This window comes from Salmonella sp. SA14318 (assembly GCF_029866905.1).
Taxonomy (GTDB): Bacteria; Pseudomonadota; Gammaproteobacteria; order Enterobacterales; family Enterobacteriaceae; genus Salmonella; species Salmonella enterica.
Map to the genome: position 1 here is coordinate 667,232 of NZ_CP123282.1, position 25,428 is coordinate 692,659.

The following is a 25,428-nucleotide window of genomic DNA, read 5'->3' on the forward strand; positions in this document are numbered from 1 at the left end:
CAGCAGCACCAGGAAGATCAGGCCGAAAATCGCGCCTAACCACGCCAATGGTGGAAGGGTGACGCGCGGCGGATTCGATATGTACGCCCATCACCGAGCTATTGCCGGTCAACCCTTGTGGGCCGATCCCCAGACGGTTGAGGCCCTCTTCCAGACGCAGTTCCAGCTCAATCTTTCTGGCGTTTCTTTTTCAGCTTCGTCCAGATTTTCGTCTCCTGGCGACGCCACAGACGCTGGATGTTGTCATGATGGCGCAGCAAAATGAGACATGACAGCATCGACACCGGGAAGGTGAACTGCGGTTTAAACCACCAGACGTAAAACGGCGCAATCAAGGCGCTGACAATCGCCCCTAACGATGAATAACCGCTTAACAGGACCGTCAGCAGCCAGGTGCCAGCCATAACGCCGGTTAAATCCCAGCCGATGGGCGCAATGGCGCCAAATGCGGTTGCTACGCCTTTCCCACCTTTAAAGCCAAAAAAGACCGGCCAGATATGCCCCAGACAGGCGGCGATAGCGATAAGCCCCAGCCAGAAAGGGGTAACGCCTAACGCATACGCGCCCCAGACGGGCAACATGCCTTTAAGGATGTCAAAAATAAGTACCGCGACAGCCGCTCCCTTGCCACCGATTCGTAATACGTTCGTCGCGCCCGGGTTGCCGGAGCCGCTTTCTCGCGGATCGGGCAGCCCGGCGATGCGGCAAACCAGAATGGCACTGGAAATTGAGCCGCAGAGGTACGCGAAGAGGATCATTCCAGGCGCGATTGCACTCATAAGCTGTTCCGTATTGAAAGTGTCGTTTTATTTACTATTTCTGTGGATAATACGCACATTTCGCCGGAAGTGGTATCCGGGTTAGCCAAAAAGCAGGCAGGTCGTGATGGATATTGTATTTATAGAGCAACTTTCGGTAATCACCACTATCGGTGTTTACGACTGGGAACAGACTATCGAGCAAAAACTGGTGTTCGATATCGAAATGGCGTGGGATAACCGTAAGTCGGCGAAAAGCGATGATGTCGCAGATTGTCTAAGTTATGCGGATATCGCCGACACGGTGATAAATCATGTCGAAGGCGGGCGTTTTGCTCTGGTCGAGCGCGTGGCGGAAGAGGTGGCGGATCTGCTGCTTAGCCGATTTAATTCTCCGTGGGTTCGCATCAAACTGAGCAAGCCTGGCGCCGTCGCGCGCGCGGCGAACGTAGGGGTAATTATTGAGCGTGGCAATAATCTGAAATAAAAATAAATAATTTTATATTTTTTAAACCAAACGGTTATATATGGGGTCTTAACGCGAGATCCATTTTTGCAGTGTTTTTCATTTTAGGGGTTTATTGATGAGCGATATGCACTCGCTGCTGATAGCGGCAATTTTGGGTGTGGTCGAAGGATTGACGGAGTTTTTGCCGGTATCCAGCACGGGCCATATGATTATTGTGGGTCATCTGCTGGGGTTTGAAGGCGATACGGCCAAGACATTCGAAGTGGTGATTCAACTTGGATCTATTCTGGCGGTCGTGGTGATGTTCTGGCGGCGGTTGTTTGGTCTCATCGGTATTCACTTTGGCCGCCCGCTACAGCGTGAAGGTGAAAGTAAAGGTCGATTAACGTTGATTCACATCCTGCTGGGCATGATTCCGGCGGTGGTGCTGGGGTTAGTCTTTCATGACACGATCAAGTCGCTATTTAACCCGATTAACGTGATGTACGCGCTGGTGGTAGGCGGTCTGTTGCTGATTGCCGCCGAGTGCCTGAAGCCGAAAGAACCGCGCGCGCCGGGGCTGGATGATATGACGTATCGTCAGGCGTTTATGATTGGCTGTTTCCAGTGTCTGGCGCTGTGGCCGGGCTTCTCGCGTTCCGGAGCGACCATTTCCGGTGGGATGCTGATGGGCGTTAGCCGTTACGCCGCCTCTGAGTTCTCGTTCTTACTGGCTGTGCCGATGATGATGGGCGCAACGGTTCTGGATCTCTACAAAAGTTGGTCATTCCTGACCGCAGCGGATATTCCAATGTTCGCGGTGGGCTTTGTGACGGCGTTTGTGGTGGCGCTGATCGCTATCAAGACCTTCCTGCAACTGATTAAGCGTATCTCGTTTATTCCGTTTGCGATTTACCGCTTTGTGGTGGCGGCTGCCGTTTACGTTGTCTTCTTCTGATGATTGACCGTGCCGGATGGCGGCGTACCGCTTTGTCCGGCCTAACTGTTTTGTCGGTCTGATAAGCGCAGCGCCATCAGGCAATTTATCGTGCCGGATGGCGTTAGCTGGCGGGGTTCGGGCAGCGCTTCTCTTTCCAGCTGGCGACCGCTGCAATTCGTCGCTTGGTCAGCTCCTCGCGAATCTCAATGCCCTTAAATCCGGCCTCCACCACCTCTTTCGTCGGTACCGCTTGGGCCACCTGCCAGGCTTCGCGCAGCCAGCGCCCCTGCGGGTAATCCGACGCTTCAAATCCGGTACGTCCACGGACATCGGCCTCGCTGGTCAGCGCAATCTGCTCGACGCGCTGCGGTTTACGCCATGCATCAATGGCGTCAAACAGCTTAACGATCGTTTTCGGCTGGAGTATCGGAAAGGTGTGGATCAGATCATGGTATTCGGCGACCAGTTTAGCTAAATCACGCAGGTCATTGGGGACGCGCAAACGCTGGCATAACTGTTCGACCAGTTTCACGCCCGCCGGGCCGTGGCCATGATGGCGCGGCCAGAGGTTTTTCGGCGTTAAGCCTTTGCCCAGATCATGACAAAGCGTGGCGAAACGGACATCAAGCTGCGGACTGAGCATGGCGGCCATCGACAGCGTCATCAGCGTATGAACTCCGGTATCAATTTCCGGATGCCACTTTGCCGGCGCGGGCACGCCAAACAGGGCGTCGATTTCCGGAAACAGGACGCGCAGGGCGCCGCAGTCGCGCAATACCTGGAAGTAAACCTGCGGATTGCGGGTGGTAAGCGCATTTTCCGTCTCTTTCCATACCCGTTCCGGCGTCAGATGTTCCAGCTCGCCTGCCGCGGTCATTTCGCGCATTAGCGCCAGTGTTTCATCGGCGATACGGAAACTCAGATGAGCGTAACGGGCGGCAAAACGCGCCACGCGCAATACGCGCAAGGGATCTTCGCCAAACGCGGGAGAGACATGGCGCAGTAGACGCGCCTCCAGATCCCGGCGCCCGTGGTAAGGGTCGATAATCTGGCCGTCATCGTCGCGCGCCAGAGCATTAATGGTCAGATCGCGACGCTGGAGATCGGCTTCCAGGGTAACGTCCGGCGCGGCATAACAGGTGAAGCCCGTGTAGCCGGAACCGGATTTACGCTCAGTACGCGCCAGCGCGTATTCTTCGTGAGTTTGCGGATGGAGAAACACAGGAAAATCACGGCCTACCTGCTGGTAGCCCGCATCAAGCATCTCCTGCGGCGTGGCGCCGACAACGACCCAATCTTTATCTTTAACCGGTAGCCCTAACAACGCATCCCGAACCGCACCACCGACCAGATAAATCTTCACGCCACTTTCCTTTTAAAAACGATCATCCTCTAATGATAAGACAGTGCCGCAGAGAAGGCGATTTAGTTCATCCAGCGGTCTTTGCGTTTACGGCTTGGGATCATATGCGGCAGCACCAGCCCTAACAGCAAGCCAATACCCAATACGCCGCCGCCATACATAAACCACTGCATAATAATGGTGCGCTGTTTGTCATCCAGTTGCAGATTCGCGGCGCTGACTTTTTTCTGCGCGACAATCAGCTCGTTTTTCAGCTTCTGGTTCTCTTCTTTTAGCCCGTTGATGATGCTGTCGCTTTGCGCCACTTTCTGCTGCATATCGGCGGTGCGCTGATTCCACGTGGTATCAATATTGTTGAGTTTATCGGTCAACGTTTTGACCTGATTTTCCAGATCCGGCACGCGGGTACGCAGGCTTGGCGTGGTATTCAGTTCTTTTAACGGTATCCAGGCAGTACGACCAGAACTGTCTTTAATTTGACCATAGTTGGCATCGCTCTGTAAGAGCGTGACTTCCTCGCCGGCGTTGACGGTACCCACAAGGCGATAATTATCTCCCGGACCGCTGCGGACCCAGGTATTCAGTTCATCAGAAACGTAACGCGTCTCTTCAGCATGAGAGACGGCGGTGGCGCTAAGCGCAAGTAAAGTTAGTCCAATCAGGCGTAATTTTGGCATCAGGCTGTCGTTATTGTCAGAGAAAGTGGAACGATAGTAACGGCATCAGTGTCGCTACGCAAAGTAGTCGACATCAATCGGAATCATCTGTGTCGCCTTTGCCGCTACGTCAAACTTTTACGCCCGTCAAATTGCTCGTTGCATGGCAATTTGGCGCAAAATACTATCTACTGACAAAAATAATGCGGGTAAGTTCGCCAAGAATCTTCCCAGATGTGACATAACCCATAAGTACAAGGCCATGGCTCAGGAAATCGAATTAAAGTTTATCGTCAATCACGACGCCGTAGATGCGCTGCGAAATCATCTTCATACGCTCGGCGGCGAGCATCATGCGCCCAGCCAGTTGCTGAATATCTACTTCGAAACGCCTGATAACTGGCTACGCCGCCATGATATGGGGCTGCGTATTCGTGGTGAAAATGGGCGCTATGAAATGACCATGAAAATTGCCGGCCGGGTAACGGGCGGGCTGCACCAGCGACCCGAATACAATGTCGCGCTAAGCGAACCCGTGCTGGATCTGACGCAACTTCCGGCGGAGGTCTGGCCGGATGGCAAACTGCCCGCTGGCCTGGCATCAAGCGTACAGCCGCTGTTCAGTACCGATTTTTACCGGGAAAAATGGTGTCTGGACGTTGACGGCAGCAGGATTGAAATTGCGCTCGATCTCGGCGACGTAAAAGCGGGCGAGTTTGCCGAACCGATTTGTGAGCTGGAGCTTGAGTTGCTTCGCGGCGATACGCGCGCCGTGTTAAAACTGGCGAAGCAACTGCTGTCGCAAACCGGTTTACGTCAGGGCAGTCTGAGTAAGGCGGCGCGAGGTTATCACCTGGCGCAGGGGAATGCGCCGCGAGAGAATACACCAACGGCAATTCTGCGGACCGCCGCGAAAGCCACGGTAGAGCAAGGGCTGGAGGCCTCGCTGGATCTGGCGTTGTCACAGTGGCAGTACCATGAAGAGCTCTGGCTGCGCGGCGACGAGTCGGCGAAAGAACACGTGCTGGATGCTATGGGATTAGTGCGCCATGCCTTAATGCTCTTTGGGGGCATTGTTCCACGTAAAGCGAGCGCTCACTTACGTGATCTACTTACCCAGGCGGAAGCGACGATGACATCCGCGGTGTCCGCCGTCACAGCCGTTTATAGTACGCAAACGGCGATGGCGAAACTGGCATTGACGGAATGGCTGGTGACGAAAGCCTGGCAGCCATTTCTGGACGCGAAGGCGCAGGCCAAAATGGCCGATTCTTTTAAGCGTTTCGCCGACATTCATCTTTCTCGTCATGCTGCTGAATTAAAAAAAGTTTTTGGACAACCGCTGGGTGATAAGTATCGCGACCAGTTGCCGCGTTTGACTCGCGATATTGACAGCGTTTTACTGCTGGCCGGGTATTATGATGCGATGGTCGCGCAGGCATGGCTGGAGAACTGGCAGGGATTGCGTCACGCCATTATTACCGGACAACGTATTGAAATTGAACATTTCCGTAATGAGGCCATTAACCAGCAGCCGTTCTGGTTGCACAGCGGAAAACGATAATCAGAACCGTAGAAAGCGCCTGATGACGCTGCGCTTATCAGGCTTACGGTATGCGGACTTGTAGGCCGGATCAGGCGAAACGCCGCCATCCGGCATTATTTAAAGGATATCCCCTAAATGACGCCGCTCTCTTCACCCTTATCGCAGTACTGGCAGACCGTTGTTGAGCGCCTACCAGAAGGATTTACTGAGACATCGCTTAGCGTGCAGGCGAAGTCAGTACTTACATTTAGCGATTTTGCGCTGGATAGCGTGATAGCGCATCCGGAGTGGCTTGCCGAACTGGAATCCGCATCGCCGCAGGCTGATGAATGGCGACATTATGCTGGCTGGTTACAGGAGGCGTTGGCAGGTGTCTGTGACGACGCCTCGCTGATGCGTGAACTGAGGCTTTTTCGTCGTCGCATCATGGTACGCATCGCCTGGGCGCAGACGCTGTCGCTGGTGGACGATGAGACTATTTTACAACAGTTGAGCCATCTGGCGGAGACGCTCATTGTGGGGGCGCGCGACTGGCTGTATGCCGCCTGTTGCCGCGAATGGGGAACCCCCTGTAACCCGCAGGGCGTTCCGCAGCCGCTGTTGATTTTAGGCATGGGCAAGCTGGGAGGCGGCGAGCTGAATTTTTCGTCTGATATCGATCTGATTTTCGCCTGGCCGGAACATGGCGAGACCCGGGGCGGGCGTCGTGAACTCGATAACGCCCAGTTTTTTACGCGTCTCGGGCAGCGGCTGATCAAAGCGCTGGATCAGCCCACAATGGATGGTTTTGTCTATCGGGTGGACATGCGCCTGCGACCGTTTGGCGACAGCGGCCCGCTGGTACTGAGTTTTGCCGCGCTGGAGGATTACTATCAGGAGCAAGGACGCGACTGGGAACGCTACGCCATGGTGAAAGCGCGGCTAATGGGCGATAACGACGACGCCTGGTCTCGTGAATTACGCGCCATGCTGCGGCCTTTCGTTTTCCGCCGCTATATCGATTTCAGCGTCATCCAGTCGCTACGTAATATGAAAGGGATGATCGCCCGCGAAGTGCGACGCCGCGGTTTGAAGGACAACATTAAACTTGGCGCGGGCGGTATTCGGGAAATTGAGTTTATCGTGCAGGTATTCCAGCTCATCCGCGGCGGGCGCGAGCCGTCGCTACAGTCGCGTTCGTTACTGCCAACGCTGGATGCTATCGCTGCGCTGCATTTGCTGCCTGAGAATGACGTGGCGCAACTGCGCGTGGCCTATCTTTTTCTACGTCGTCTGGAGAATCTGCTGCAAAGCATCAATGACGAACAGACGCAAACGTTGCCTGCCGACGATCTGAATCGGGCGCGGCTGGCCTGGGGAATGAAGGCTGAGAACTGGCCGCAGCTTGTTGGCGAACTGACGGATCATATGGCTAATGTACGCCGCGTATTCAACGAATTAATTGGCGATGATGAAGCCGATACCCCGCAGGAGGAAGAACGTTCAGAGCCGTGGCGTGAAGTATGGCAGGATGCGCTACAGGAGGATGATTCGACGCCAGTGCTGGCGCATTTAGCCGATGAGGATCGGCGACAAGTTCTGACCCTCATCGCTGACTTCCGTAAGGAACTGGATAAACGCCCTATCGGCCCGCGCGGGCGGCAAGTGCTGGACCAACTGATGCCGCACCTGCTTGCTGATGTCTGCTCTCGCGAAGACGCCGCTGTTACGCTATCGCGGATAACGCCGTTGCTGGCGGGGATTGTCACTCGCACCACCTATCTGGAGCTGCTGAGCGAATTTCCTGGCGCGCTGAAACACCTGATTATGCTCTGCGCCGCTTCGCCAATGATAGCGAGCCAACTGGCGCGTTATCCGTTGTTGCTTGATGAACTGCTCGACCCCGGCACGCTTTATCAGCCGACGGCTACCGACGCTTACCGCGACGAATTACGTCAATATTTACTGCGCGTGCCGGAAGAAGACGAAGAACAACAACTGGAGGCATTACGCCAGTTTAAACAGGCACAGCTTTTGCGGATTGCGGCGGCGGATATTGCCGGTACGCTGCCGGTGATGAAAGTGAGCGATCACCTCACATGGCTGGCGGAGGCGATGATTGATGCTGTGGTGCAGCAGGCGTGGACGCAAATGGTTGCGCGTTATGGTCAGCCAGCGCATCTGGACGAGCGCCAGGGGCGGGGGTTTGCGGTTGTCGGTTATGGCAAGTTAGGCGGATGGGAGCTGGGCTACAGTTCCGATCTGGATCTCATCTTCCTGCATGACTGTCCGATGGACGTCATGACCAACGGCGAACGCGAAATCGACGGGCGGCAGTTTTATCTGCGCCTGGCGCAGCGCATTATGCATCTGTTCAGTACGCGCACCTCCTCCGGCATTTTGTATGAGGTGGATGCGCGTCTACGCCCCTCTGGCGCGGCGGGAATGCTGGTGACTTCAGCGGACGCGTTTGCCGATTATCAGCAGCATGAAGCCTGGACCTGGGAACATCAGGCGTTGGTACGCGCTCGCGTGGTATATGGCGACCCGCAGCTTACCTCACAGTTTGATGCGGTACGCCGCACTATCATGACGACGGCGCGCGACGGCAAGACATTGCAGACTGAAGTGCGTGAAATGCGCGAGAAAATGCGGGCGCATCTCGGCAATAAGCATCGCGATCGTTTTGATATTAAAGCTGATGAAGGCGGTATTACGGATATTGAGTTTATCGCGCAATATCTGGTACTGCGCTACGCTCATGAAAAACCTAAATTAACGCGCTGGTCTGATAACGTGCGCATCCTGGAGCTTCTGGCGCAAAACGGCATTATGGATGAACACGAAGCGCAGGCGCTGACGGTAGCCTACACCACACTGCGTGATGAACTGCACCACCTGGCGTTGCAGGAGCTTCCCGGTCATGTGGCGCAGACGTGTTTTAGCAAAGAGCGCGCGCTGGTGCAGGCAAGCTGGCGGAAGTGGCTGGTAGCCGTTTGAATTATGCTATTATCGCGCGCAAATTTTGAATCTCTCAGGAGACAGGAATGAAAGTAAATCTGCCAGCGTTTGAACGTGCAGGCGTCATGGTTGTGGGTGATGTAATGCTGGATCGCTATTGGTATGGCCCCACTTGCCGTATTTCACCGGAAGCGCCGGTGCCCGTGGTTAAGGTAAATACCGTTGAGGAACGCCCGGGCGGCGCGGCGAACGTGGCGATGAACATTGCGTCTCTGGGAGCGAACGCCCGTCTGGTCGGCCTGACGGGTATTGATGACGCCGCGCGCGCGCTGAGCAAAACGCTGGCAGAGGTCAATGTGAAGTGCGACTTCGTTTCTGTGCCGACGCATCCGACGATTACCAAACTGCGCGTGCTATCACGTAATCAGCAGCTCATTCGTCTTGATTTTGAAGAAGGCTTTGAGGGGGTGGACCCGCAGCCGTTGCATGAGCGTATCAACCAGGCGCTGGGATCGATCGGCGCGCTGGTATTGTCCGATTATGCCAAAGGCGCTCTGACCAGCGTGCAGACTATGATTTCCCTGGCGCGCCAGGCGGGCGTGCCGGTGCTCATCGATCCGAAAGGAACGGATTTTGAACGTTACCGCGGCGCCACGCTGCTGACGCCAAACCTTTCTGAATTCGAGGCGGTCGCGGGGAAATGTAAAAGCGAAGACGAACTGGTTGAACGTGGCATGAAACTCATTGCCGATTACGACCTTTCCGCGCTGTTGGTCACGCGTTCCGAACAGGGAATGACGCTGCTGCAACCGAATAAAGCGCCGCTACATATGCCGACGCAGGCGCAGGAAGTTTATGATGTTACCGGTGCGGGCGATACGGTGATCGGCGTGCTGGCGGCGACGCTGGCGGCGGGAAATACTCTGGAAGAGGCGTGTTATTTCGCCAATGCGGCGGCGGGCGTAGTGGTAGGTAAACTCGGGACGTCAACGGTTTCCCCTATTGAGCTGGAAAACGCAGTGCGCGGACGCGCGGATACCGGCTTCGGCGTCATGACCGAAGAGGAGTTGAGACAGGCCGTCGCCAGCGCGCGTAAGCGTGGCGAGAAAGTGGTTATGACCAACGGCGTTTTCGATATTCTGCACGCGGGCCACGTCTCTTATCTGGCGAACGCGCGCAAACTGGGCGACCGCCTGATTGTTGCGGTCAATAGTGACGCCTCGACTAAACGCCTGAAAGGCGAAAGCCGTCCGGTTAATCCGCTCGAACAGCGTATGATCGTGCTGGGCGCGCTGGAGTCAGTCGACTGGGTTGTCTCTTTTGAAGAGGATACGCCGCAACGACTGATTGCCGGTATTCTGCCGGATCTGCTGGTAAAAGGCGGCGACTATAAGCCGGAAGAGATCGCGGGCAGCGAAGAGGTCTGGGCCAACGGCGGCGAAGTCATGGTGCTGAACTTCGAAGATGGTTGTTCCACGACCAATATCATCAAAAAGATCCAGACCGAGAGCGAGAAGTAAAACCGCGTCATCAGGCGTTACAGACGCTGCGGGCGCTGATTTTGAAGGCGCGTCGGACATTTTGTTTCGACGCGTATCTCGCGGTTGACGCTGCTTTTTTTTCGACCTAAAGTAAAGGAATAAGGGTGAGAGGGGATCTCTCCCCCCTCTGATTGGCTGTTAGTAAGCTGGGAAACTTATCAGTAACAGAACAATCAGTATGATGACCTGGTGCATCATAACCCTTTCCTTATTAAAGCCCCTTCCTCGGGAGGGGCTTTCCCGTTTCAGCCCCTTGCTGACATCGCGATTGTTGGTGAGTGGCCTGTCTGGCGCAAGGGCTTTCTCCCGCCGATTTTGCGTTACTGGATCGCCCACGCAAAATGGCCTGCTGGTCATAACGCTTTGTACAGACAAGGTGGAAAAAAGATAAAAAAATCCCCGGCCTTATGGCCAGGGACAGGAGATATGGCGGGGGGTTATTGCTCTTTTACCGTTGCTTCGTGATTAATCTCATCCGTTGCCGATGAAACCAACGGCGTGGTCAGCGCCTTTAGCGAGCCGCCGGCGATGCCAATCTCGTTTAACAGCGAATCGATCAGCGGCGCCTGGGTACGATAGGTGAGCGCGGCAGATAACGCTTGTTCCGCCAGGTTTCCCCCGTTAGCGCCGCCAGCGGCGACGTCGCCCGCCGTCGCGCCGCGATTGAGGCCATCGACCTGAATAATCTTAATGCCGTCGATGGATTTCATCGGTTCAACAGACTTCTCAATAACAGCAGGCAACGATTGTAAGAGCGCTAGTTTAAATTTGAGGCTGGTTTGTTCGTCAGAAAGCACGTTGATAGCGTCATTCAGCGCCCGTTGCGCTTCGGCTTCCGCCAGACCTTTTTTACGCGTTGCTTCCGCCAGTTCGATGATGGCGGCGGCTTGCAATTCTGCCGCTTCTTTCTCTGCTTTTGCCCGAACGGTCAGTTCGACCGCTTTGGTTTCCGCATCCTGCGCCGCGGCGATCAGAGCGACCTGCTTGGCGCGATCCGCTTCGGCGGTCTGGCGGGTGGTTTCTACGTTTTGCTGAGCGCGAACCGCATCGGCCAGCGCGTCGTTGGCGCGCGCTTCCGCTTGCGATTGCTGCTCGGATTTGGCGGCAATGGCGATAGATTTCGTCTGGTTGGCGATTTCTGTCACCTGTTGCTGTTCGATCTCTTTAATACGTACTTCACGCTCGGCCTCAACTTTCCTGGACCGTACTGCTTGCTCACGTTCGATCTCCGTCTCCTGGATCTGCCGCTCAGCAAGAATGCGCGTCTGTTCTGCTTCACGATGGCGCTCGGCCTCAAAAGCGGCAATTTTAGCGTTTTGTTCGGCGGTGCGGGTTTTAACCTGTTGCTCCTGCTCCAGAGTCATAAAGGCTTCTTGTTGCTCGATTTCCAGCTTGCGTTCAAGCGCGTCGCGGTTCTTTTCGCGCACCGCCACTTCCACATCCTGTTCCACTTCATTACGTTCACGACGGCGGCGTTCGGTTTCCTGCGTCAGTTTCGTCAGACCTTCGGCATCAAAGGCGTTGTTTGGGTTGAAATGCTCTTTGGACGTTTGGTTAAAGTTGGTTAATGAGACGCTTTCCAGTTCCAGGCCGTTTTTCGACAAATCTTCCGCAACGGTGTTTTGTACGCCCTGAACGAAGTTTTCACGCGTATCCTGTAGCTCATGCATCGTCATCTGGGCCGCGGTAGCGCGTAAGGCGTCAACGAATTTATCCTCAACCAGCATACGCAGATCTTCCGGCGACAGCGTTCGCTGGCCAAGCGTTTGTGCGGCGGTGGCAATACCTTCAACAGAGGGTTTTACACGTACGAAGAAAGCGACGACCACGTCAACGCGCATACGATCTTTGGTGATCAGGCTGTCGACGGTAGCACGGCTGACTTCAAGTTTTAGGGTATTCATATTGATCGGAATAATTTCGTGAAAGATTGGCATCACAATAGCGCCGCCGCTCATCACCACTTTTTGCCCGCCAAGCCCGGTACGGACAAACGCCTGTTCCGCAGATGCGCGGCGATAAAGGCGAGCAAAAATGATCCCGATAATTAGTAAGACGATAACCGCCACGATGGCGGTAAACATCCATGATGGCAATATGCCAAAAACATCATCCATTATGTAAGTTCCTCTCAATTAAACATAGAAGGTACGCTCAGCCAAATAACGCGTTGCGGAAAGTCGGCAGACAATCAGCACCTTGTCTCCTTTTTTAAATTCTTTTCCCTTTTCGGGTTCCAGCAGTAAATAGTGAATCTGGCCGAACTTATCGGTAAATTTTCCTTCGCAAGGTGTTCCGGCGACGGCGGCGTGGCCGGTAATAATCGCCATGCCGCCGATAAATTCCTCTTCCCGGAGGGCGGAGCTTTCATCTCTGGGTAGCCAGGGCGCGAGGATTTTTCCGCTGTAATGCACGGCAAAGACCGACAGGACAATGCTTAACGGGACCAGCAGCAGATTGCTGAGCGGCGCCTGCCAGAGCATGATCCCGCCATGCTGGATGAGGATACCGAAGAGGCCGAAATAGCCGGCCAATAGACAGAGGACGACCAGGGCGGGAACGCGTCCAATATTCAGATAATGAAGCGCCTGGCCCGCAGGGCCGGATGACAGGGCATCATAATGATCGAGATGGGCGTCGAGCGCGCCTGAAAGAAAGTGGCCAAAAATCAGCGAAATCATCTCCAGCACGCCGATAAAGAAAACGAACGCGATGGCAAACAGATAGGGGCTGTTATACTCCGCAAATAAGGTCATATTTTCTATCCTTGTCGCCGCCTTCAGAAGGGTGTTCGCGTGATAATTTTCATGCTTGTTATTTCATTGCGTTACAATATCATGTGACCCATATCTCCTTAAGTCCGAAAAGCGATTTATCCGTCGTTATCTTTGGTGAATATTGTGATTTTGCGCATTAAATTTGCGCACGTTATGTATAAAACCGCCGTACATATAGGGAAATACTGAAATTAGAAAAAGCATATAGCCTTAACAGAATTCAATAACTGGAGGGTATGCTGATGAACAACAATAACGTCTATTCATTAAATAATTTCGATTTTCTGGCGCGCAGTTTTGCCAGAATGCAGGCGGAGGGGCGTCCTGTTGATATTCAGGCGGTAACCGGCAATATGGACGAGGAGCACCGCGACTGGTTTTGCAAGCGTTACGCGCTTTACTGCCAGCAGGCGACTCAGGCGAAAAGGTTAGAATTAGAACACTAATGCAGGCTCCCTTTACAGGTGCAGGGCATTATTCAGATATTATATGAGCGGGCCGTCAGGCCCGTTCACGTTTTTACTCTTGTGGATCGACTGGCGGGATGGCGGGCGCAGGTTTTACTTCTTCAGGCTTGTCGCGAGCTTCCAGTTCGCTGAGGCGTTGCTCCAGCAGCGCCAGTTTTTCCCGGGTGCGCAGCAAGACCTGAGTCTGGACATCAAACTCTTCGCGGCTCACCAGATCGAGACGCGTCAGCTGAGATTGCAGCGTTTGACGGATTTTTTTCTCGATATCTTCCCCGAACTCGCGAATACCTTTCGGCATTGACTCATGAACCTGGCGTGCGATTTGCTCAATTTTTTTCGGGTCAATCATTGTGGTTTCCCTGAACTGGTAAGTGTTAGCTCTTATTGTAGTGCGATATGTGGACGCCATAAACCAGAATTGTGTGACGTCATACGGAGTAAAGGCGTTGATGAAGGTAATCAATAGCGTTATAGTTAACCCGCTTATTCTCAGGGCGGGGCGAAATTCCCCACCGGCGGTAAATCAGCGATGTTTAACGCATTTCTCATCACGGTGCGCCGTGACGGAACGCGGAGAGCAGGTTGAAAGCCCGCGAGCGCTTTTTGCCATAGCGAAAAGGTCAGCAGATCCGGTGTAATTCCGGGGCCGACGGTTAAAGTCCGGATGGGAGAGGGTAACGATCCAGTCGGGCATGGACCCGCTCACGTTATTTTTTTGCCGCTTGTCGGCACTCCTAAGACTGCCCTGATTCTGGTAACCATAATGTTAATGAGGTTTTTTTACCATGAATCAGACGCTACTTTCCTCTTTTGGTACGCCTTTTGAACGTGTTGAACTTGCACTGGATGCGCTGCGTGAAGGACGCGGTGTGATGGTGCTTGATGATGAAGATCGTGAAAACGAAGGCGATATGATTTTCCCCGCAGAGACGATGACCGTAGAACAGATGGCGTTAACCATTCGTCACGGTAGCGGTATTGTTTGCCTGTGTATTACTGAAGACCGTCGTAAGCAGCTCGACTTACCAATGATGGTGGAAAACAACACCAGCGCCTACGGCACCGGTTTTACCGTGACCATTGAAGCCGCAGAAGGCGTGACCACCGGCGTTTCCGCCGCTGACCGTGTCACTACGGTGCGTGCGGCAATTAAGGATGGCGCAAAACCGTCCGATCTTAACCGTCCGGGGCACGTTTTCCCACTGCGCGCTCAGGCGGGCGGCGTGCTGACGCGCGGCGGTCATACGGAGGCGACCATCGATCTGATGACGCTGGCCGGTTTTAAACCTGCAGGTGTACTGTGCGAGTTGACTAACGACGATGGGACGATGGCGCGCGCGCCGGAGTGTATCGCGTTTGCAGGCCAGCATAATATGGCGGTAGTCACGATTGAAGATCTGGTGGCTTACCGCCAGGCGCATGAGCGCAAAGCCAGCTGATCGAACGGATCATGGTTGAAAAAAGCCGATGAGATGTCATCGGCTTTTTTGTATTCCTTCGGTGCCATATTGTTCAGTTTCAAAGAACGACGAATAAGCTGAATGGTAAAATTATTGTGAGAAAAGCAGAGGCCTGAATGCAGACCTCTGCTTTGGTTTATCTATTCAGGTTATTTGCCTCTGGCCAGTTTCAATGCCCAGGCGCCGCTCATCACCAGCAGCAGAATCAGGCACAACCCAAAGGCCAACATACATGCCTGCGCCATGTTCATAAAGTGCCAGGGCGGAAGCAGATACCAGCCTTCGGACTGCTGGTAGAGATCGACAAACCACTGCTGTACGCTACTGAGCGTTACGCCATCAGGGACGATAGGCGCGTCATAACCGCAGTCTCCGGTAGGTTTAAACCACTCCGGTGCCCATTCCGCCAACGGTAAGTTGAAAGGAAAGGTCGGGTCAGTCGAACATCCTTGCACGCCAAAAAGTGAATCGGGGTCCGCATTATGTACCGCATGATGGATACCATTAAGCTTAATAGAAAACTTAATGCCCATAATGCTGCCATAAAACGCCGCGATGCAGCCAATCAGCTTCAGCACGATATTTTTGGGATTTATCGCCGCAATCACCCCGCCAATTACCATCACAAACATCGCGTAACGAATGTAAACACACTGTTCGCACGGCGCCATGTAGAGATAGATTTGGAAGAACGAGTGCGCCAGGATAATTAACCCTCCCATCGCGATGGCCATTAACAGCCACAGAAAGCGCTGTTCCTGCCATCTCACCAGCGTATCCACTGGTCTTGCGCGTAGGTCTCGCCATAATCCCTTAATAAAATCCATAATCGTTTCCCTGCTTATTTTTTAGTGGCCAGTTCCCGAACGAGTTCAGCCATAGAATCGATGGATTTGATGTTTTTGGTATAGATAAGGTACTTGCCGTTGACGACGTAAGCCGGAACACCCTGAATTTTGGCAACGTCATAGGCGGCTTTCCATTTTTCCAGCGTCTCCTGAACGGCAGGATCTTTCAGCGCCGCTTCAAAATCAGCCTGGCTCATGCCTGCGGCGTCCAGCCCGGTTTTAATAAATGCCGCCGGATCTTTCCCATCTGACCAGCGCTCTTTCTTATCATGGTAAGCCGTATACCAGGCGAACTTCGCTTTTTTGAATTGTGATTTAGCATCAAATAACGAAATCCCGGCAGCTTTATCTTTGGCGATCAGGACTGCAAATACTTCGCTGGCCTGTTTGCCATATTCGCCTTTTGTTTCCAGGTGGAACGGAGTGAACGTAACGAGATCGGCTACTTTATCAGAAACCGGACCTGTTACGGCTTTGTCATATTTGTAGCAGAAAGGGCAGGCGTAGCTAAATACCTTAATCAGCGTTTTATCCGCATTAGGAATCGGTTTCTCCAGAACCATATAATCTGTGCCCTCGGTAAAAGCCGATGCCGCAAAAGGAGTGACCAATGCCGCGGTTAATACTACGCTTTTAAATAAAGAGGTAATCCATTTAGATGACATATTAATTCCTTCCCGTGATTTATTTAAACATTTGCGTTGGATGAACCAGTAACGCACGATAGTGCGTCTGGTTGGGCTTATCCGACAGCACATCAATTTCAACTTTCACTTCTTTCGTTTTATAGTCAATCTCATTCAGTTTGCCGACTGTGGGTTTACCAACGTCGAACAGGTTAATAGAACCGCCAAAGCCGAACATGGTGTCGCGGTCTTTTTGATATTCAACAACCGAGGTAATAGGACTATAGAAATCATATCCACGTTCTTTACCGTATTCCCAAACTTGTTGTACGGTGCCTTTCTTCTCATCGATCTTATATTCGACAAAACGGGAATATTTCATGGTCGGTAGAGCCGGTTGCTCCAGGCCGCGACCATCGCCGTTATCAAAGACCGTTAACGTGCCTTTGCTGGAAAGCCATGCCGTATGTTGGGTATAGGTGAAATCGAAATCGGTGTCCTTACACTTGCCGTTTTCGTCACAGGTCAACGGCTTACCATGATCGTCTACCGGTTTCAGCAATTTACTGGCTAGCTGCTTATTCCAGCCTTTAGACGGTGCCAGTATCCATTTCACCTGCTTATCGCGACCAATTTTTACAATACCCTGATGGCGGGAAGAAAGGATGATGGAGTCGTCTTTCGCGTCATAAGCGATAGAGTTGACGTGCGCCCAGTTACGACCGGCACCAACGCCAAGTGCATCGCCATACGGCGTATCCGGTTCAAGTTTCGCCTGCTGTCCGGCATGGGCCAGATCGACGTTCACGCATACTGCGCCCGCATCCAGCGCGCCGAGCAGCGCATCACGCATAGGGTCGAGGATTTTGGTTAAATCCCAAACGTCTACTACGCGGCCAGACTTATCGACCTCAATGATTTGGTCACGAATAGTATGAACATGTATGCCGTCTTCTTTGCGGTAATCGCGTTTGCCGACGCGCAGCAGTACGGTGCCGTTCACGGTTTCGATGGATTCATGAGACGCATCCAGGAACCCGCGCGGCAGTTTATGATCGGCAAGAATTTGCCCCATCATGTCAAACTCGTACCAGTGTTGGCCCTGCACCGCGGTAAAGGTGCCGCGAGGCGTTTCACGAATACCCATCAGATAGCCGCGTTTGTTGATATTCATATCGTGGCCGTCGTAGAAGGTATCTTGATCCAGCCACCAGCGGTATTCACCCTGGGTGTCGACCACAAACGTATAAGGGGCGATATCGAAAGGCAAAGCACCGCCCGCCGGACCGGCATCAAGAATGCCCGCATTTTTATCTTTTTCGCCGTGCCAGTGAAATTCAGCGCCCTGCGGCGTAAAGGTATGGGTATTTACCAGATAAAGACGATCTTCAAATCCTGGCGCGACTTTAATAACTTTCGTTTGCTGGAGATCTGAAATAGAACGGTTATCCATATAATGGTTGACAATGGCGGACGTCTGCACCACATAGTCATCCTTCATGGCTTTGCCGTTTTCTTTATATTCTACCGTGACGTTGTTGGCAAATTTCTGATAAAGGCCAAAAATAGGAATACCGTCATAGGTTTCTAAAGACTCTTTCCCAACGGTATAAGTAACGGGAACGCCTTTTTCCCCTTTGCCATGTACAGTAACTTTAACGTCTGAAATAACATGGCTATCTAATTCCACCAGTGCGGTGAGAGGGGCATTACCGTAAGGATCGACAACGACTGCGCCTAATTTCCCTGCGGGCTGCGCCGGTTGAAAACCTGCGGCAAACGTACTGGCTGCGGTGAGTCCGCATGTCAGTGCGACGGCGCCGGCAAGTATTGTTTTCCGGTATTGGTCAAACATGGATATATCTCCTTATATACAACTTCTAAATATAATACTTCTGAATATACTATGTTTTTATGAATAATAAATGAGGTAAATGATTGGTCTTTAAATATAAGTCATGATGCTGTTACTTATTTTAAAGTATATTCTGTATCAATATTTTTTAATTGCCTGAGTGAGTCGATAGTAGGAGTGTGATATTTTAAGAACAATATAAATTAGTACGAAGTGTGATCTTATCGACATTGTTTTCTGCTTAATACCTCTTTCATTATTGTGTTTCACCACTGATTTATATGATCAAAATCATTTATTTGTTCCACAAATATGCCAGTATATGAATACGTCAAAATAAGGGTATGTAAAATTTTAACGTTAAATGTTTAGTGATGTTAAATTTTAAGGGTAAAAAGGATGTTTATTGCCTGGTATTGGATAATATTAATCGTTCTGGTGGTAGTAGGGTATATTTGCCATATGAAGCGTTATTGCAGAGCGTTTCGGCAGGACAGAGATGCATTACTTGAAGCGCGAACGAAACGTTTTCGCCAGACGAGCGAAGGCGACAGCGTGATGAATGAGCAGAAATAGCGCATATCCTTGACGGGAAGCCGGATGTTGCCTGGCTAAAGGCCTGCATCCGGCGCGACGTTTCTCTTAACCGATACCTATAGTCTGCAAAATGACGAGACTGAGCCCCATGATGGACATACCGCAAAGCACGCCATAGCTGGGGTTATTGTTAGGATCGATCTCTTTTGCCAGCGGCATCAGTTCATCGACGGAGAGCGCCACCATAATACCGGCGACTGCCGCCATGATAGCCGCCATAACGATTGGCGAAACCAGACTGCCCAAAATCAGCCACGCCAGCACGCCGCCAAGAATTTCCGCCATGCCGGAGATACCGGCCCAAAAAATCGCGGTACGTTTTGAGCCCGTCGCGGCATAAACCGGACCGGCAACCGCCAGACCTTCAGGAATATTGTGCAACGCCACCGCCAGTGCGATGCCGAAACCCAGTTCAAGATTGCTGCTGGCAGTGACAAAGGTGGCGATCCCTTCCGGAAAGTTATGCAGGCTAATGCCGAGCGTCAATAAAATCGCAGTGCGTTTTATCGAGCCGGGAAGCGGCTGCTGCCTCTTTTGCACCAGATCCTGCGGATGAGCGTGAGGAAGCAGGCGGTCCAGCCCGAAGTAGCCCAACAGGCCGATAATAAACATTCCGTAGCCCAGTACAGGCGACATCCCCTCGGTATCAAGCGCGGCGGGCAGCATCTCCATCAGCGAGATAAGCAGCATGATCCCTGCGGCGAAGCCCAGCGAAAAAGCCAGCACGCGGTTAGACGGTTTTTGGCCGAGAACGCCAAGAAACGCGCCAATAAAGGTGGCGGCGCCCGCCAGTAAGGTCAGAATAAGTGGTACTGACATCCATTACTCCTTATCAATTTGCCGTCCGAACCTGACCTTCAAAATAACTGATGATCTTCATCATAGTTATCTGAGTTCTTCCTCTGTGAAGAAAGCGTATGGTGATGTTAACAAAATGTCTTTCCTGTAAGGATAACATCATGTCTTTAACGTGTATGCCAGCATTGTTTTTGGGGCATGGCAGCCCGATGAACGTGCTGGACGATAACGATTATACCCGCGCCTGGCGGCGATTGGGGGAAGCCCTACCGCGACCACAGGCGATAGTGGTGGTGTCGGCGCACTGGTATACCCGTGGGACGGGCGTTACAGCGATGGAAAGGCCGCAAACTCTCCATGATTTTGGCGGTTTTCCGCAGGCGCTGTATGACACGCATTATCCGGCCCCGGGATCGCCTGCGCTGGCGCAGCGTCTGGTTGAACTGTTGGCTCCTGTTCCCGTCGCGCTCGATAAAGAGGCGTGGGGATTTGATCACGGCTCCTGGGGCGTATTGATCAAGATGTACCCGAATGCGGATATCCCGATGGTGCAGCTTAGTGTTGATAGTACCAAACCGGCGGCATGGCATTTTGAGGTGGGTCGTAAGCTGGCGACGCTGCGTGACGAAGGCGTGATGCTGGTGGCCAGCGGGAATGTGGTTCATAACCTGCGGACTGTGCGTTGGCACGGTGACAATAAACCGTATCCCTGGGCGGCGTCATTTAATGACTTTGTGAAAGCCAATCTGACGTGGCAGGGGCCGGTAGAACAGCACCCGCTGGTGAATTATCTGCAACATGAAGGGGGGGCCTTATCGAACCCGACGCCGGAGCACTTTTTGCCTTTGCTGTATGTACTTGGCGCCTGGGACGGCAAGGAACCTATCACCATCCCGGTCGACGGTATTGAGATGGGCAGTATAAGTATGTTGTCGGTGCAGGTGGGGTAGGCCGGATAAGGCGCTGAATGATTGCCCGATGGCGCGACGCGCATCGGGCTTACAGGAAAATCTATCCTTCGACAAAAATATGCGGATAGAAGCGGGAGAGATCCTGGGTGATCAGCGCCCGATCTTCACGGATACCAATTCCGGCGGGTTGATCGTTAATCAGCCAGCTACCAATCAGGGTGTAACTGTCGCCGAATTTTGGCAGCGGATAGAACTGTTGCACGATCATACCCTCTTCGCCATACGGGCCTTCCACGGATTCGATCGTTTTACCGTTCTCAATAATCGATACGTTCGCCCCTTCGCGGGAGAAGATCGGTTTCACGACATATTTATCCATTTGTGGATGTTCGTCTTCGGCGAAATACGCAGGCAACAGATTCGGATGGTCCGGGAACATCTCCCACAACAGCGGCAATAACGCTTTATTGGAGATAATGCTTTTCCAGGCCGGTTCCAGCCAGCGCACGCCGGCATCTTCCAGCTTGGTGGAAAACATCTCGCGCAGCATAAATTCCCACGGATAGAGCTTGAACAGGTTCGCAATGACCTGATCCTGCAGATCCGTAAATTGGCCTTTTTCCCCCAGACCAATATCGTCGATATAGAGAAATTCGGTGGCGATTTCCGCTTCGGCCGCGCAGTCCTGTAAATACTGAATGGTGCCGCGATCCTCAACCGTATCGCGACAGCAGGTGAGATGCAGCAACTGAAAACCGTACTGTTCGCGAAGTTCAGCAAAGCGTTCAATCAGCTTTTCCTGCAGGCTATTAAACTGATCGCTGCCTTCCGGCAGATTGCCCGCGTTGATCTGATCTTCCAGCCAAATCCACTGGAAAAACGCCGCTTCATACAGCGACGTTGGCGTGTCGGCATTATTTTCGAGCAGCTTAGGCTCGCCGATGCCGTCCCAGGCCAGATCGAGGCGGGAATAGAGCGACGGTTGTTGCGTTTGCCAGGACTGACGAACAAAACCCCAGGTATGTTTTGGAATACGAAACTTCGTCATCAGCTCATCGCTGGCGATGACGCGTTCTACTACCTTGAGGCACATCTGGTGCAACTCGGCGGTAACGTCTTCCAGTTTTTCCACCTGGGCGAGCGTTAACTTGTAATAAGCGTCTTCACACCAGTACGGTTCACCATACATAGTGTGAAAATTAAACCCGTATTCAGTCGCTTTATCGCGCCAGTCCGGGCGCTCGGTAATACTGACTCTTTCCATGCGTATCAGCCGCCCATCGAACGTGTTGAAGTACCGGCAGCGCTACGCTGCATGGTGCTCTGTTTGGCGACGGATTCGCCAAAACCGCCGCGGGTAACGGTTGTTGTGGTGGCCGGTTTCGGCGCCATCGCGGTTTTCGGTACGGTCATTGTCCGGCCCGGTTGCGCCGCGCCGTAGTTTTTACCTGCCGCATCGGTATATTTGCCGTATGCAGGGCTGGCCGGGTTTTTCGAGCTAAACAGCGGCTGTTGCGCAAAGCCTGCGCCGCCGCCCATCAGACGCCCCATCATGTAACCTGCCATAAGCGGCATCCAGAAACTGCCGCTGGATTGTTGGGCCTGCGCCTGATTTTCCGGCGCCATGCCAGCCTGTGCGGGCGCTTGCTGGCACTGGCCTTCGCCAAACTCAGCGACGCAATCTTCGCGTGTAGCGTACTTAGGCGCAGTACGTTCGGCCTCTTTCAGCGCATTGTTATACGCGGTTGTACACTCCGCGCTTTTGCCCGGATTCGCCGCTGAACAGTCATCAGCGTTTTGATACAGCGATACGGTTTCATCGCTTTTTTCACAGCCAGCCAGCATAAAAACAGCCGTAACCGCCAGGGCGACCGGCGTTAAATGCCGCGCGCTCCAGCTTTTGCGAAATGATGCGTGATGGATGGATTTTGTCCGTTTCATATTTGTCTTCCAGGACCCAGTGGTAAATACAACATGCCTTCAGAATAGAGGATGACTGGTCGAAATTGAAGCGAGAAAAGGCGAGAATGCGGCGGAATAGCAGGATCTTTACGTTGTCTTACGTTCAGGCGCGGCTTCATGACAGGTAGCGCCGCGCTTACCAGACCTACAAGGGCACAGGTCTGATAAGCGCAGCGCCAGCGAATAACTTATCAATGCCGGAATGGATTGCCGTTATTGCTGTTAGCGCGAGCGGCGGTCGGCTGTACTGCCGGCGCGGCGCTATGGGCATTATAACCGTCTGCGGCAGCATCCTGCTCTGGCGTTTCCGGCGCTACGCTTTCCGGCGACGTCGGGATAGGTTTACCCAACGTACTGTTAAGCGCGAGCAGATCCTGCTCGTTCAGCGTACCGAGCGCATATTTGATATTTAACTGATTAATCAAATAGGTATAACGCGCGTTGGCCAGTTGCTGCTTGGCATCATACAGAGTGGTGGTGGCATCCAGTACGTCAACAATGGTACGTGTACCGACCGAGTAACCGGCTTCCATTGCATCCAAAGAACTTTGCGCGGAAACGACTGCCTGTTTATACGCGTTGATGCTGCTGATGGAGGCGTTAATATTGTTAAAGGAAGAACGTACGGTCTGCACCACGCTACGGTGCGCGCTTTCCAGCTGTTCGCTTGCGCCGACGAAGTTATACTGCGCCTGTTTTACCTGCGAGTTAACCATCCCGCCTTGATACAGCGGCAGGGAGAAGTTCAGGCCGATTTTATTCTGCCCCATGTTGCTATCGTCGTACTGGGCGGAGTTGGTTTTAGAACCGCTATAAGAGGTATCAGAAATGCCGGTTGAGGCCGTTAAATTCAGCGTCGGCAGATGGCCATCCTGCGCCTGACGGATTTGCTCGCGCGCCAGATCCTGACTTAAACGCGCCTGCAACAGCGACAGGTTACGGTTTTCCGCTTCCTTCAGCAGCGCATTAACAGCTTTGGGTTTGTCGGTTTTAAAATGCTCGACGTTAAGCGACGCCAGCTCCGGGTAATAATTGCCGGTTACCTGGCGCAGCTCTTCTACCGCGTTATCCAGGTTGTTGCGGGCGGTCACTTCATTCGCCAGTACGGTATCATATTGCGCACGGGCGTTTTGCACGTCGGTAATGGCGACCAGACCCACGTTAAAACGTTGCGTCGTTTGATCTAACTGACGGTAGATAGCCTCTTTTTGCGCCTGGGTATAGGAAAGCACATCAATAGCGTTCAATACCTTAAAATACGCGTTCGCGGTATTGAGGATCAGCGTCTGCTGATCGGTCTGATAGGTGACATCCTGAATGCCTGCTGCTTTTTCTTGCAGGGTGAGCCCACGCCATTTCGACATATCAAATAGCGTCTGCGTTAATTGCAGAGAAGCGCTGGTTTCATTGGAGTTGATACCGTTCGCATCGCGATAACCGTTGCTGTAGGTGTAGTCGGCACCTAAACCCAGTTGCGGCAGTAAAGGACTACGCGCTTCGTTAATTTTTTCGAATGCAGCATCGCGATCGGCAGCGGATTTACGCAATTCCGGGTTGCTCAGGCGTGCTTGCTGATAAACTTGCATCAGGTTCTCTGCCTGGCTTAGTGTGCTGAACCCCGACAGGCTCAGGCCGATAAGGATGGGGAGCAATTTCTTCATTTGCATTCCTTGTTGTGAAGCAGTATTTAGCGCTGATCAATTTGTAAAAATAATTGCTGATTCTAGCAGAATCCGCCACTGCAAAAAGTTGGCGTTACGTGCCATACGAGCCTTAATTGGCACCAATTTACCACAAGGGTGATAAAACAGCAGTCAACCACCCTTGAAATTCATCATTTAATCATTATTGCTAGCAGGGCAGCACAATGCGTAAATCAGACAACTTGCCAGTTACTTTCACCAAAAGCGATGTAGAAATTATTGCACGGGAAACGCGCTATCGCGGTTTTTTTTCATTGGATGTGTATCGATTCCGCCATCGTTTATTCAACGGAGAAATGAGTGGCGAGGTAAAGCGCGAAATTTTTGAGCGCGGGCACGCCGCCGTCTTGCTACCCTTTGACCCTGAACGCGACGAGGTGGTGCTGGTCGAACAGATTCGTATTGCCGCGTATGACACAAGCGTTACGCCGTGGCTGCTGGAGATGGTCGCCGGCATGATAGAAGAAGGCGAAACCATTGAGGCGGTCGCCCGGCGGGAGGCGATGGAAGAAGCGGGGCTGACCGTGGGCCGCACCCGACCGGTCATCAGTTACCTGGCGAGTCCAGGAGGAACCAGCGAGCGCTCATCTATTCTGGTGGGTGAAGTGGACGCCACGACCGCGGCAGGTATTCATGGTCTGGCGGATGAAAACGAAGATATTCGGGTTCATGTGGTAAGCCGGGAACAGGCATACCAGTGGGTAGAAGAGGGGAAAATCGACAACGCAGCCGCAGTCATCGCTTTGCAATGGCTTCAGTTGCATCATCAAGAGTTAAAAAACGAGTGGAAAAAATGAAGCGTTATACACCTGACTTCCCAGAAATGATGCGTTTGTGCGAAACCAATTTTTCGCAATTGCGCCGCCTGCTGCCGCGCAATGACGCCCCCGGTGAAACGGTGAGCTATCAGGTGGGCAACGTACAATATCGGTTAACGATTGTGGAATCGACCCGATACACTACGCTTGTAACGATCGAGCAAACGGCGCCAGCCATCACCTACTGGAGCCTGCCGTCGCTGACGGTGCGCCTCTACCATGATGCGATGGTGGCTGAAGTGTGTTCAAGCCAGCAGATCTTTCGCTTCAAAGCGCGGTATGATTATCCAAATAAAAAGTTGCATCAACGCGACGAAAAGCATCAAATTAATCAGTTTCTGGCCGACTGGCTACGATTCTGTTTAGCACATGGAGCGATGGCGATTCCGGTTTATTAGCGTCGTGAAACCTAAG

Annotated in this window: 25 protein-coding genes, 1 pseudogene and 1 riboswitch; of the genes and pseudogenes, 11 read left to right on the forward strand and 15 right to left on the reverse strand. The window is 52.8% G+C overall.

Translation table 11 applies throughout. The features are described from left to right. Positions 1 to 40: 40 nt before the first annotated feature. Positions 41 to 169 (reverse strand): annotated as a pseudogene (locus QEN32_RS03200) (fumarate hydratase); the annotation flags it as partial. Further along, on the reverse strand, positions 168 to 779 hold the full coding sequence (gene plsY, locus QEN32_RS03205) for a glycerol-3-phosphate 1-O-acyltransferase PlsY (RefSeq protein ID WP_001272784.1): 612 nt from the start codon (positions 777 to 779) through the stop codon (positions 168 to 170). The gene plsY and the pseudogene QEN32_RS03200, both read right to left, overlap by 2 nt. Before the next feature lie 106 nt (positions 780 to 885). Here plsY and folB point away from each other — a divergent pair, with 106 nt between their 5' ends. Further along, the gene (folB, locus tag QEN32_RS03210; RefSeq protein ID WP_000355776.1) at positions 886 to 1,245 is read left to right on the forward strand and encodes a bifunctional dihydroneopterin aldolase/7,8-dihydroneopterin epimerase; all 360 of its coding nucleotides are present in this window, start codon (positions 886 to 888) and stop codon (positions 1,243 to 1,245) included. A gap of 97 nt (positions 1,246 to 1,342) precedes the next feature. Further along, entirely contained in the window at positions 1,343 to 2,164 is an 822-nt protein-coding gene (bacA, locus tag QEN32_RS03215) for an undecaprenyl-diphosphate phosphatase (protein WP_001281933.1), read from the forward strand. A gap of 103 nt (positions 2,165 to 2,267) precedes the next feature. Here bacA and QEN32_RS03220 read toward each other — a convergent pair whose 3' ends face one another. Further along, positions 2,268 to 3,509 (reverse strand): multifunctional CCA addition/repair protein, encoded by a 1,242-nt coding sequence (locus QEN32_RS03220; protein ID WP_000708449.1) that lies wholly within the window; start codon positions 3,507 to 3,509, stop codon positions 2,268 to 2,270. Positions 3,510 to 3,571: 62 nt separating this feature from the next. Beyond that, positions 3,572 to 4,186, reverse strand: coding sequence for a TIGR04211 family SH3 domain-containing protein (locus tag QEN32_RS03225; RefSeq protein ID WP_001125341.1), 615 nt, complete (start codon positions 4,184 to 4,186; stop codon positions 3,572 to 3,574). 241 nt (positions 4,187 to 4,427) lie between these two features. On the opposite strand from QEN32_RS03225, the gene QEN32_RS03230 reads away from it, so the two are divergent. The 3 genes from QEN32_RS03230 to hldE all read left to right on the forward strand — a co-directional run bounded on the left by QEN32_RS03230 (position 4,428) and on the right by hldE (position 10,171). Beyond that, complete coding sequence (locus tag QEN32_RS03230; RefSeq protein WP_000046211.1) at positions 4,428 to 5,729, forward strand: inorganic triphosphatase; 1,302 nt, start codon at positions 4,428 to 4,430, stop codon at positions 5,727 to 5,729. Between the two features lie 117 nt (positions 5,730 to 5,846). Continuing rightward, entirely contained in the window at positions 5,847 to 8,690 is a 2,844-nt protein-coding gene (gene glnE / locus QEN32_RS03235; RefSeq protein WP_000188315.1) for a bifunctional [glutamate--ammonia ligase]-adenylyl-L-tyrosine phosphorylase/[glutamate--ammonia-ligase] adenylyltransferase, read from the forward strand. Positions 8,691 to 8,737: 47 nt separating this feature from the next. Further along, positions 8,738 to 10,171 (forward strand): bifunctional D-glycero-beta-D-manno-heptose-7-phosphate kinase/D-glycero-beta-D-manno-heptose 1-phosphate adenylyltransferase HldE, encoded by a 1,434-nt coding sequence (gene hldE / locus QEN32_RS03240; protein WP_000867682.1) that lies wholly within the window; start codon positions 8,738 to 8,740, stop codon positions 10,169 to 10,171. 159 nt (positions 10,172 to 10,330) lie between these two features. On the opposite strand, the gene QEN32_RS03245 is transcribed toward hldE, so the two are convergent. From QEN32_RS03245 to QEN32_RS03255, 3 genes are all read right to left on the reverse strand, one after another. Beyond that, positions 10,331 to 10,390, reverse strand: coding sequence for a type I toxin-antitoxin system Ibs family toxin (locus tag QEN32_RS03245; protein WP_192936148.1), 60 nt, complete (start codon positions 10,388 to 10,390; stop codon positions 10,331 to 10,333). A 239-nt stretch (positions 10,391 to 10,629) separates the two neighbouring features. Then, entirely contained in the window at positions 10,630 to 12,309 is a 1,680-nt protein-coding gene (locus QEN32_RS03250) for a flotillin family protein (protein WP_001748644.1), read from the reverse strand. An 18-nt stretch (positions 12,310 to 12,327) separates the two neighbouring features. Then, positions 12,328 to 12,948: an OB-fold-containig protein gene (locus tag QEN32_RS03255; protein ID WP_000171739.1), complete on the reverse strand. Its 621-nt coding sequence runs from the start codon at positions 12,946 to 12,948 to the stop codon at positions 12,328 to 12,330. Positions 12,949 to 13,205: 257 nt separating this feature from the next. On the opposite strand from QEN32_RS03255, the gene glgS reads away from it, so the two are divergent. Then, positions 13,206 to 13,415, forward strand: coding sequence for a cell surface composition regulator GlgS (gene glgS / locus QEN32_RS03260; protein ID WP_000928927.1), 210 nt, complete (start codon positions 13,206 to 13,208; stop codon positions 13,413 to 13,415). Positions 13,416 to 13,488: 73 nt separating this feature from the next. Here the strand turns inward: glgS and ubiK are convergent, their stop codons facing one another. Further along, entirely contained in the window at positions 13,489 to 13,785 is a 297-nt protein-coding gene (gene ubiK, locus QEN32_RS03265; RefSeq protein ID WP_000566824.1) for a ubiquinone biosynthesis accessory factor UbiK, read from the reverse strand. A 132-nt stretch (positions 13,786 to 13,917) separates the two neighbouring features. Then, a riboswitch (FMN riboswitch) is annotated at positions 13,918 to 14,116 on the forward strand. Between the two features lie 105 nt (positions 14,117 to 14,221). Here ubiK and ribB point away from each other — a divergent pair. After that, positions 14,222 to 14,875 carry a 3,4-dihydroxy-2-butanone-4-phosphate synthase gene (gene ribB, locus QEN32_RS03270; protein WP_001076978.1) on the forward strand — a complete coding sequence of 218 codons (654 nt, stop codon included), beginning with the start codon at positions 14,222 to 14,224 and terminating at the stop codon, positions 14,873 to 14,875. Positions 14,876 to 15,045: 170 nt separating this feature from the next. Here ribB and dsbI read toward each other — a convergent pair whose 3' ends face one another. From dsbI to QEN32_RS03285, 3 genes are read right to left on the reverse strand one after another with little or no spacing between them, the layout of a single operon-like run. Then, on the reverse strand, positions 15,046 to 15,723 hold the full coding sequence (dsbI, locus tag QEN32_RS03275; protein WP_000345576.1) for a protein-disulfide oxidoreductase DsbI: 678 nt from the start codon (positions 15,721 to 15,723) through the stop codon (positions 15,046 to 15,048). Between the two features lie 14 nt (positions 15,724 to 15,737). Next, complete coding sequence (locus QEN32_RS03280) at positions 15,738 to 16,409, reverse strand: thiol:disulfide interchange protein DsbA/DsbL (RefSeq protein ID WP_000096232.1); 672 nt, start codon at positions 16,407 to 16,409, stop codon at positions 15,738 to 15,740. Between the two features lie 19 nt (positions 16,410 to 16,428). Beyond that, entirely contained in the window at positions 16,429 to 18,225 is a 1,797-nt protein-coding gene (locus QEN32_RS03285; RefSeq protein WP_000460265.1) for an aryl-sulfate sulfotransferase, read from the reverse strand. A 399-nt stretch (positions 18,226 to 18,624) separates the two neighbouring features. On the opposite strand from QEN32_RS03285, the gene QEN32_RS03290 reads away from it, so the two are divergent. Next, positions 18,625 to 18,801: a hypothetical protein gene (locus QEN32_RS03290; protein WP_000469259.1), complete on the forward strand. Its 177-nt coding sequence runs from the start codon at positions 18,625 to 18,627 to the stop codon at positions 18,799 to 18,801. A gap of 66 nt (positions 18,802 to 18,867) precedes the next feature. Here the strand turns inward: QEN32_RS03290 and zupT are convergent, their stop codons facing one another. Continuing rightward, positions 18,868 to 19,641 carry a zinc transporter ZupT gene (gene zupT / locus QEN32_RS03295; RefSeq protein ID WP_000115874.1) on the reverse strand — a complete coding sequence of 258 codons (774 nt, stop codon included), beginning with the start codon at positions 19,639 to 19,641 and terminating at the stop codon, positions 18,868 to 18,870. Between the two features lie 140 nt (positions 19,642 to 19,781). Here zupT and ygiD point away from each other — a divergent pair, with 140 nt between their 5' ends. Continuing rightward, entirely contained in the window at positions 19,782 to 20,570 is a 789-nt protein-coding gene (gene ygiD, locus QEN32_RS03300; RefSeq protein WP_001728640.1) for a 4,5-DOPA dioxygenase extradiol, read from the forward strand. A gap of 61 nt (positions 20,571 to 20,631) precedes the next feature. Here ygiD and QEN32_RS03305 read toward each other — a convergent pair whose 3' ends face one another. The 3 genes from QEN32_RS03305 to tolC form a co-directional block, all read right to left on the reverse strand. Beyond that, entirely contained in the window at positions 20,632 to 21,795 is a 1,164-nt protein-coding gene (locus QEN32_RS03305) for a glutathionylspermidine synthase family protein (protein WP_000442834.1), read from the reverse strand. A gap of 5 nt (positions 21,796 to 21,800) precedes the next feature. Beyond that, complete coding sequence (locus tag QEN32_RS03310) at positions 21,801 to 22,472, reverse strand: DUF1190 family protein (RefSeq protein WP_000831528.1); 672 nt, start codon at positions 22,470 to 22,472, stop codon at positions 21,801 to 21,803. A 212-nt stretch (positions 22,473 to 22,684) separates the two neighbouring features. Further along, positions 22,685 to 24,160 carry an outer membrane channel protein TolC gene (gene tolC / locus QEN32_RS03315; protein ID WP_001663008.1) on the reverse strand — a complete coding sequence of 492 codons (1,476 nt, stop codon included), beginning with the start codon at positions 24,158 to 24,160 and terminating at the stop codon, positions 22,685 to 22,687. Between the two features lie 200 nt (positions 24,161 to 24,360). Between tolC and nudF the strand changes: the two genes are divergently transcribed. Beyond that, a complete protein-coding gene (nudF, locus tag QEN32_RS03320; protein ID WP_001231950.1) occupies positions 24,361 to 24,993 on the forward strand; it encodes an ADP-ribose diphosphatase in 633 nt (210 codons plus the stop codon). Then, positions 24,990 to 25,412 carry a DUF1249 family protein gene (locus QEN32_RS03325; RefSeq protein ID WP_000833404.1) on the forward strand — a complete coding sequence of 141 codons (423 nt, stop codon included), beginning with the start codon at positions 24,990 to 24,992 and terminating at the stop codon, positions 25,410 to 25,412. Before nudF ends, QEN32_RS03325 begins: the two co-directional genes overlap by 4 nt. Positions 25,413 to 25,428 lie beyond the last annotated feature (16 nt).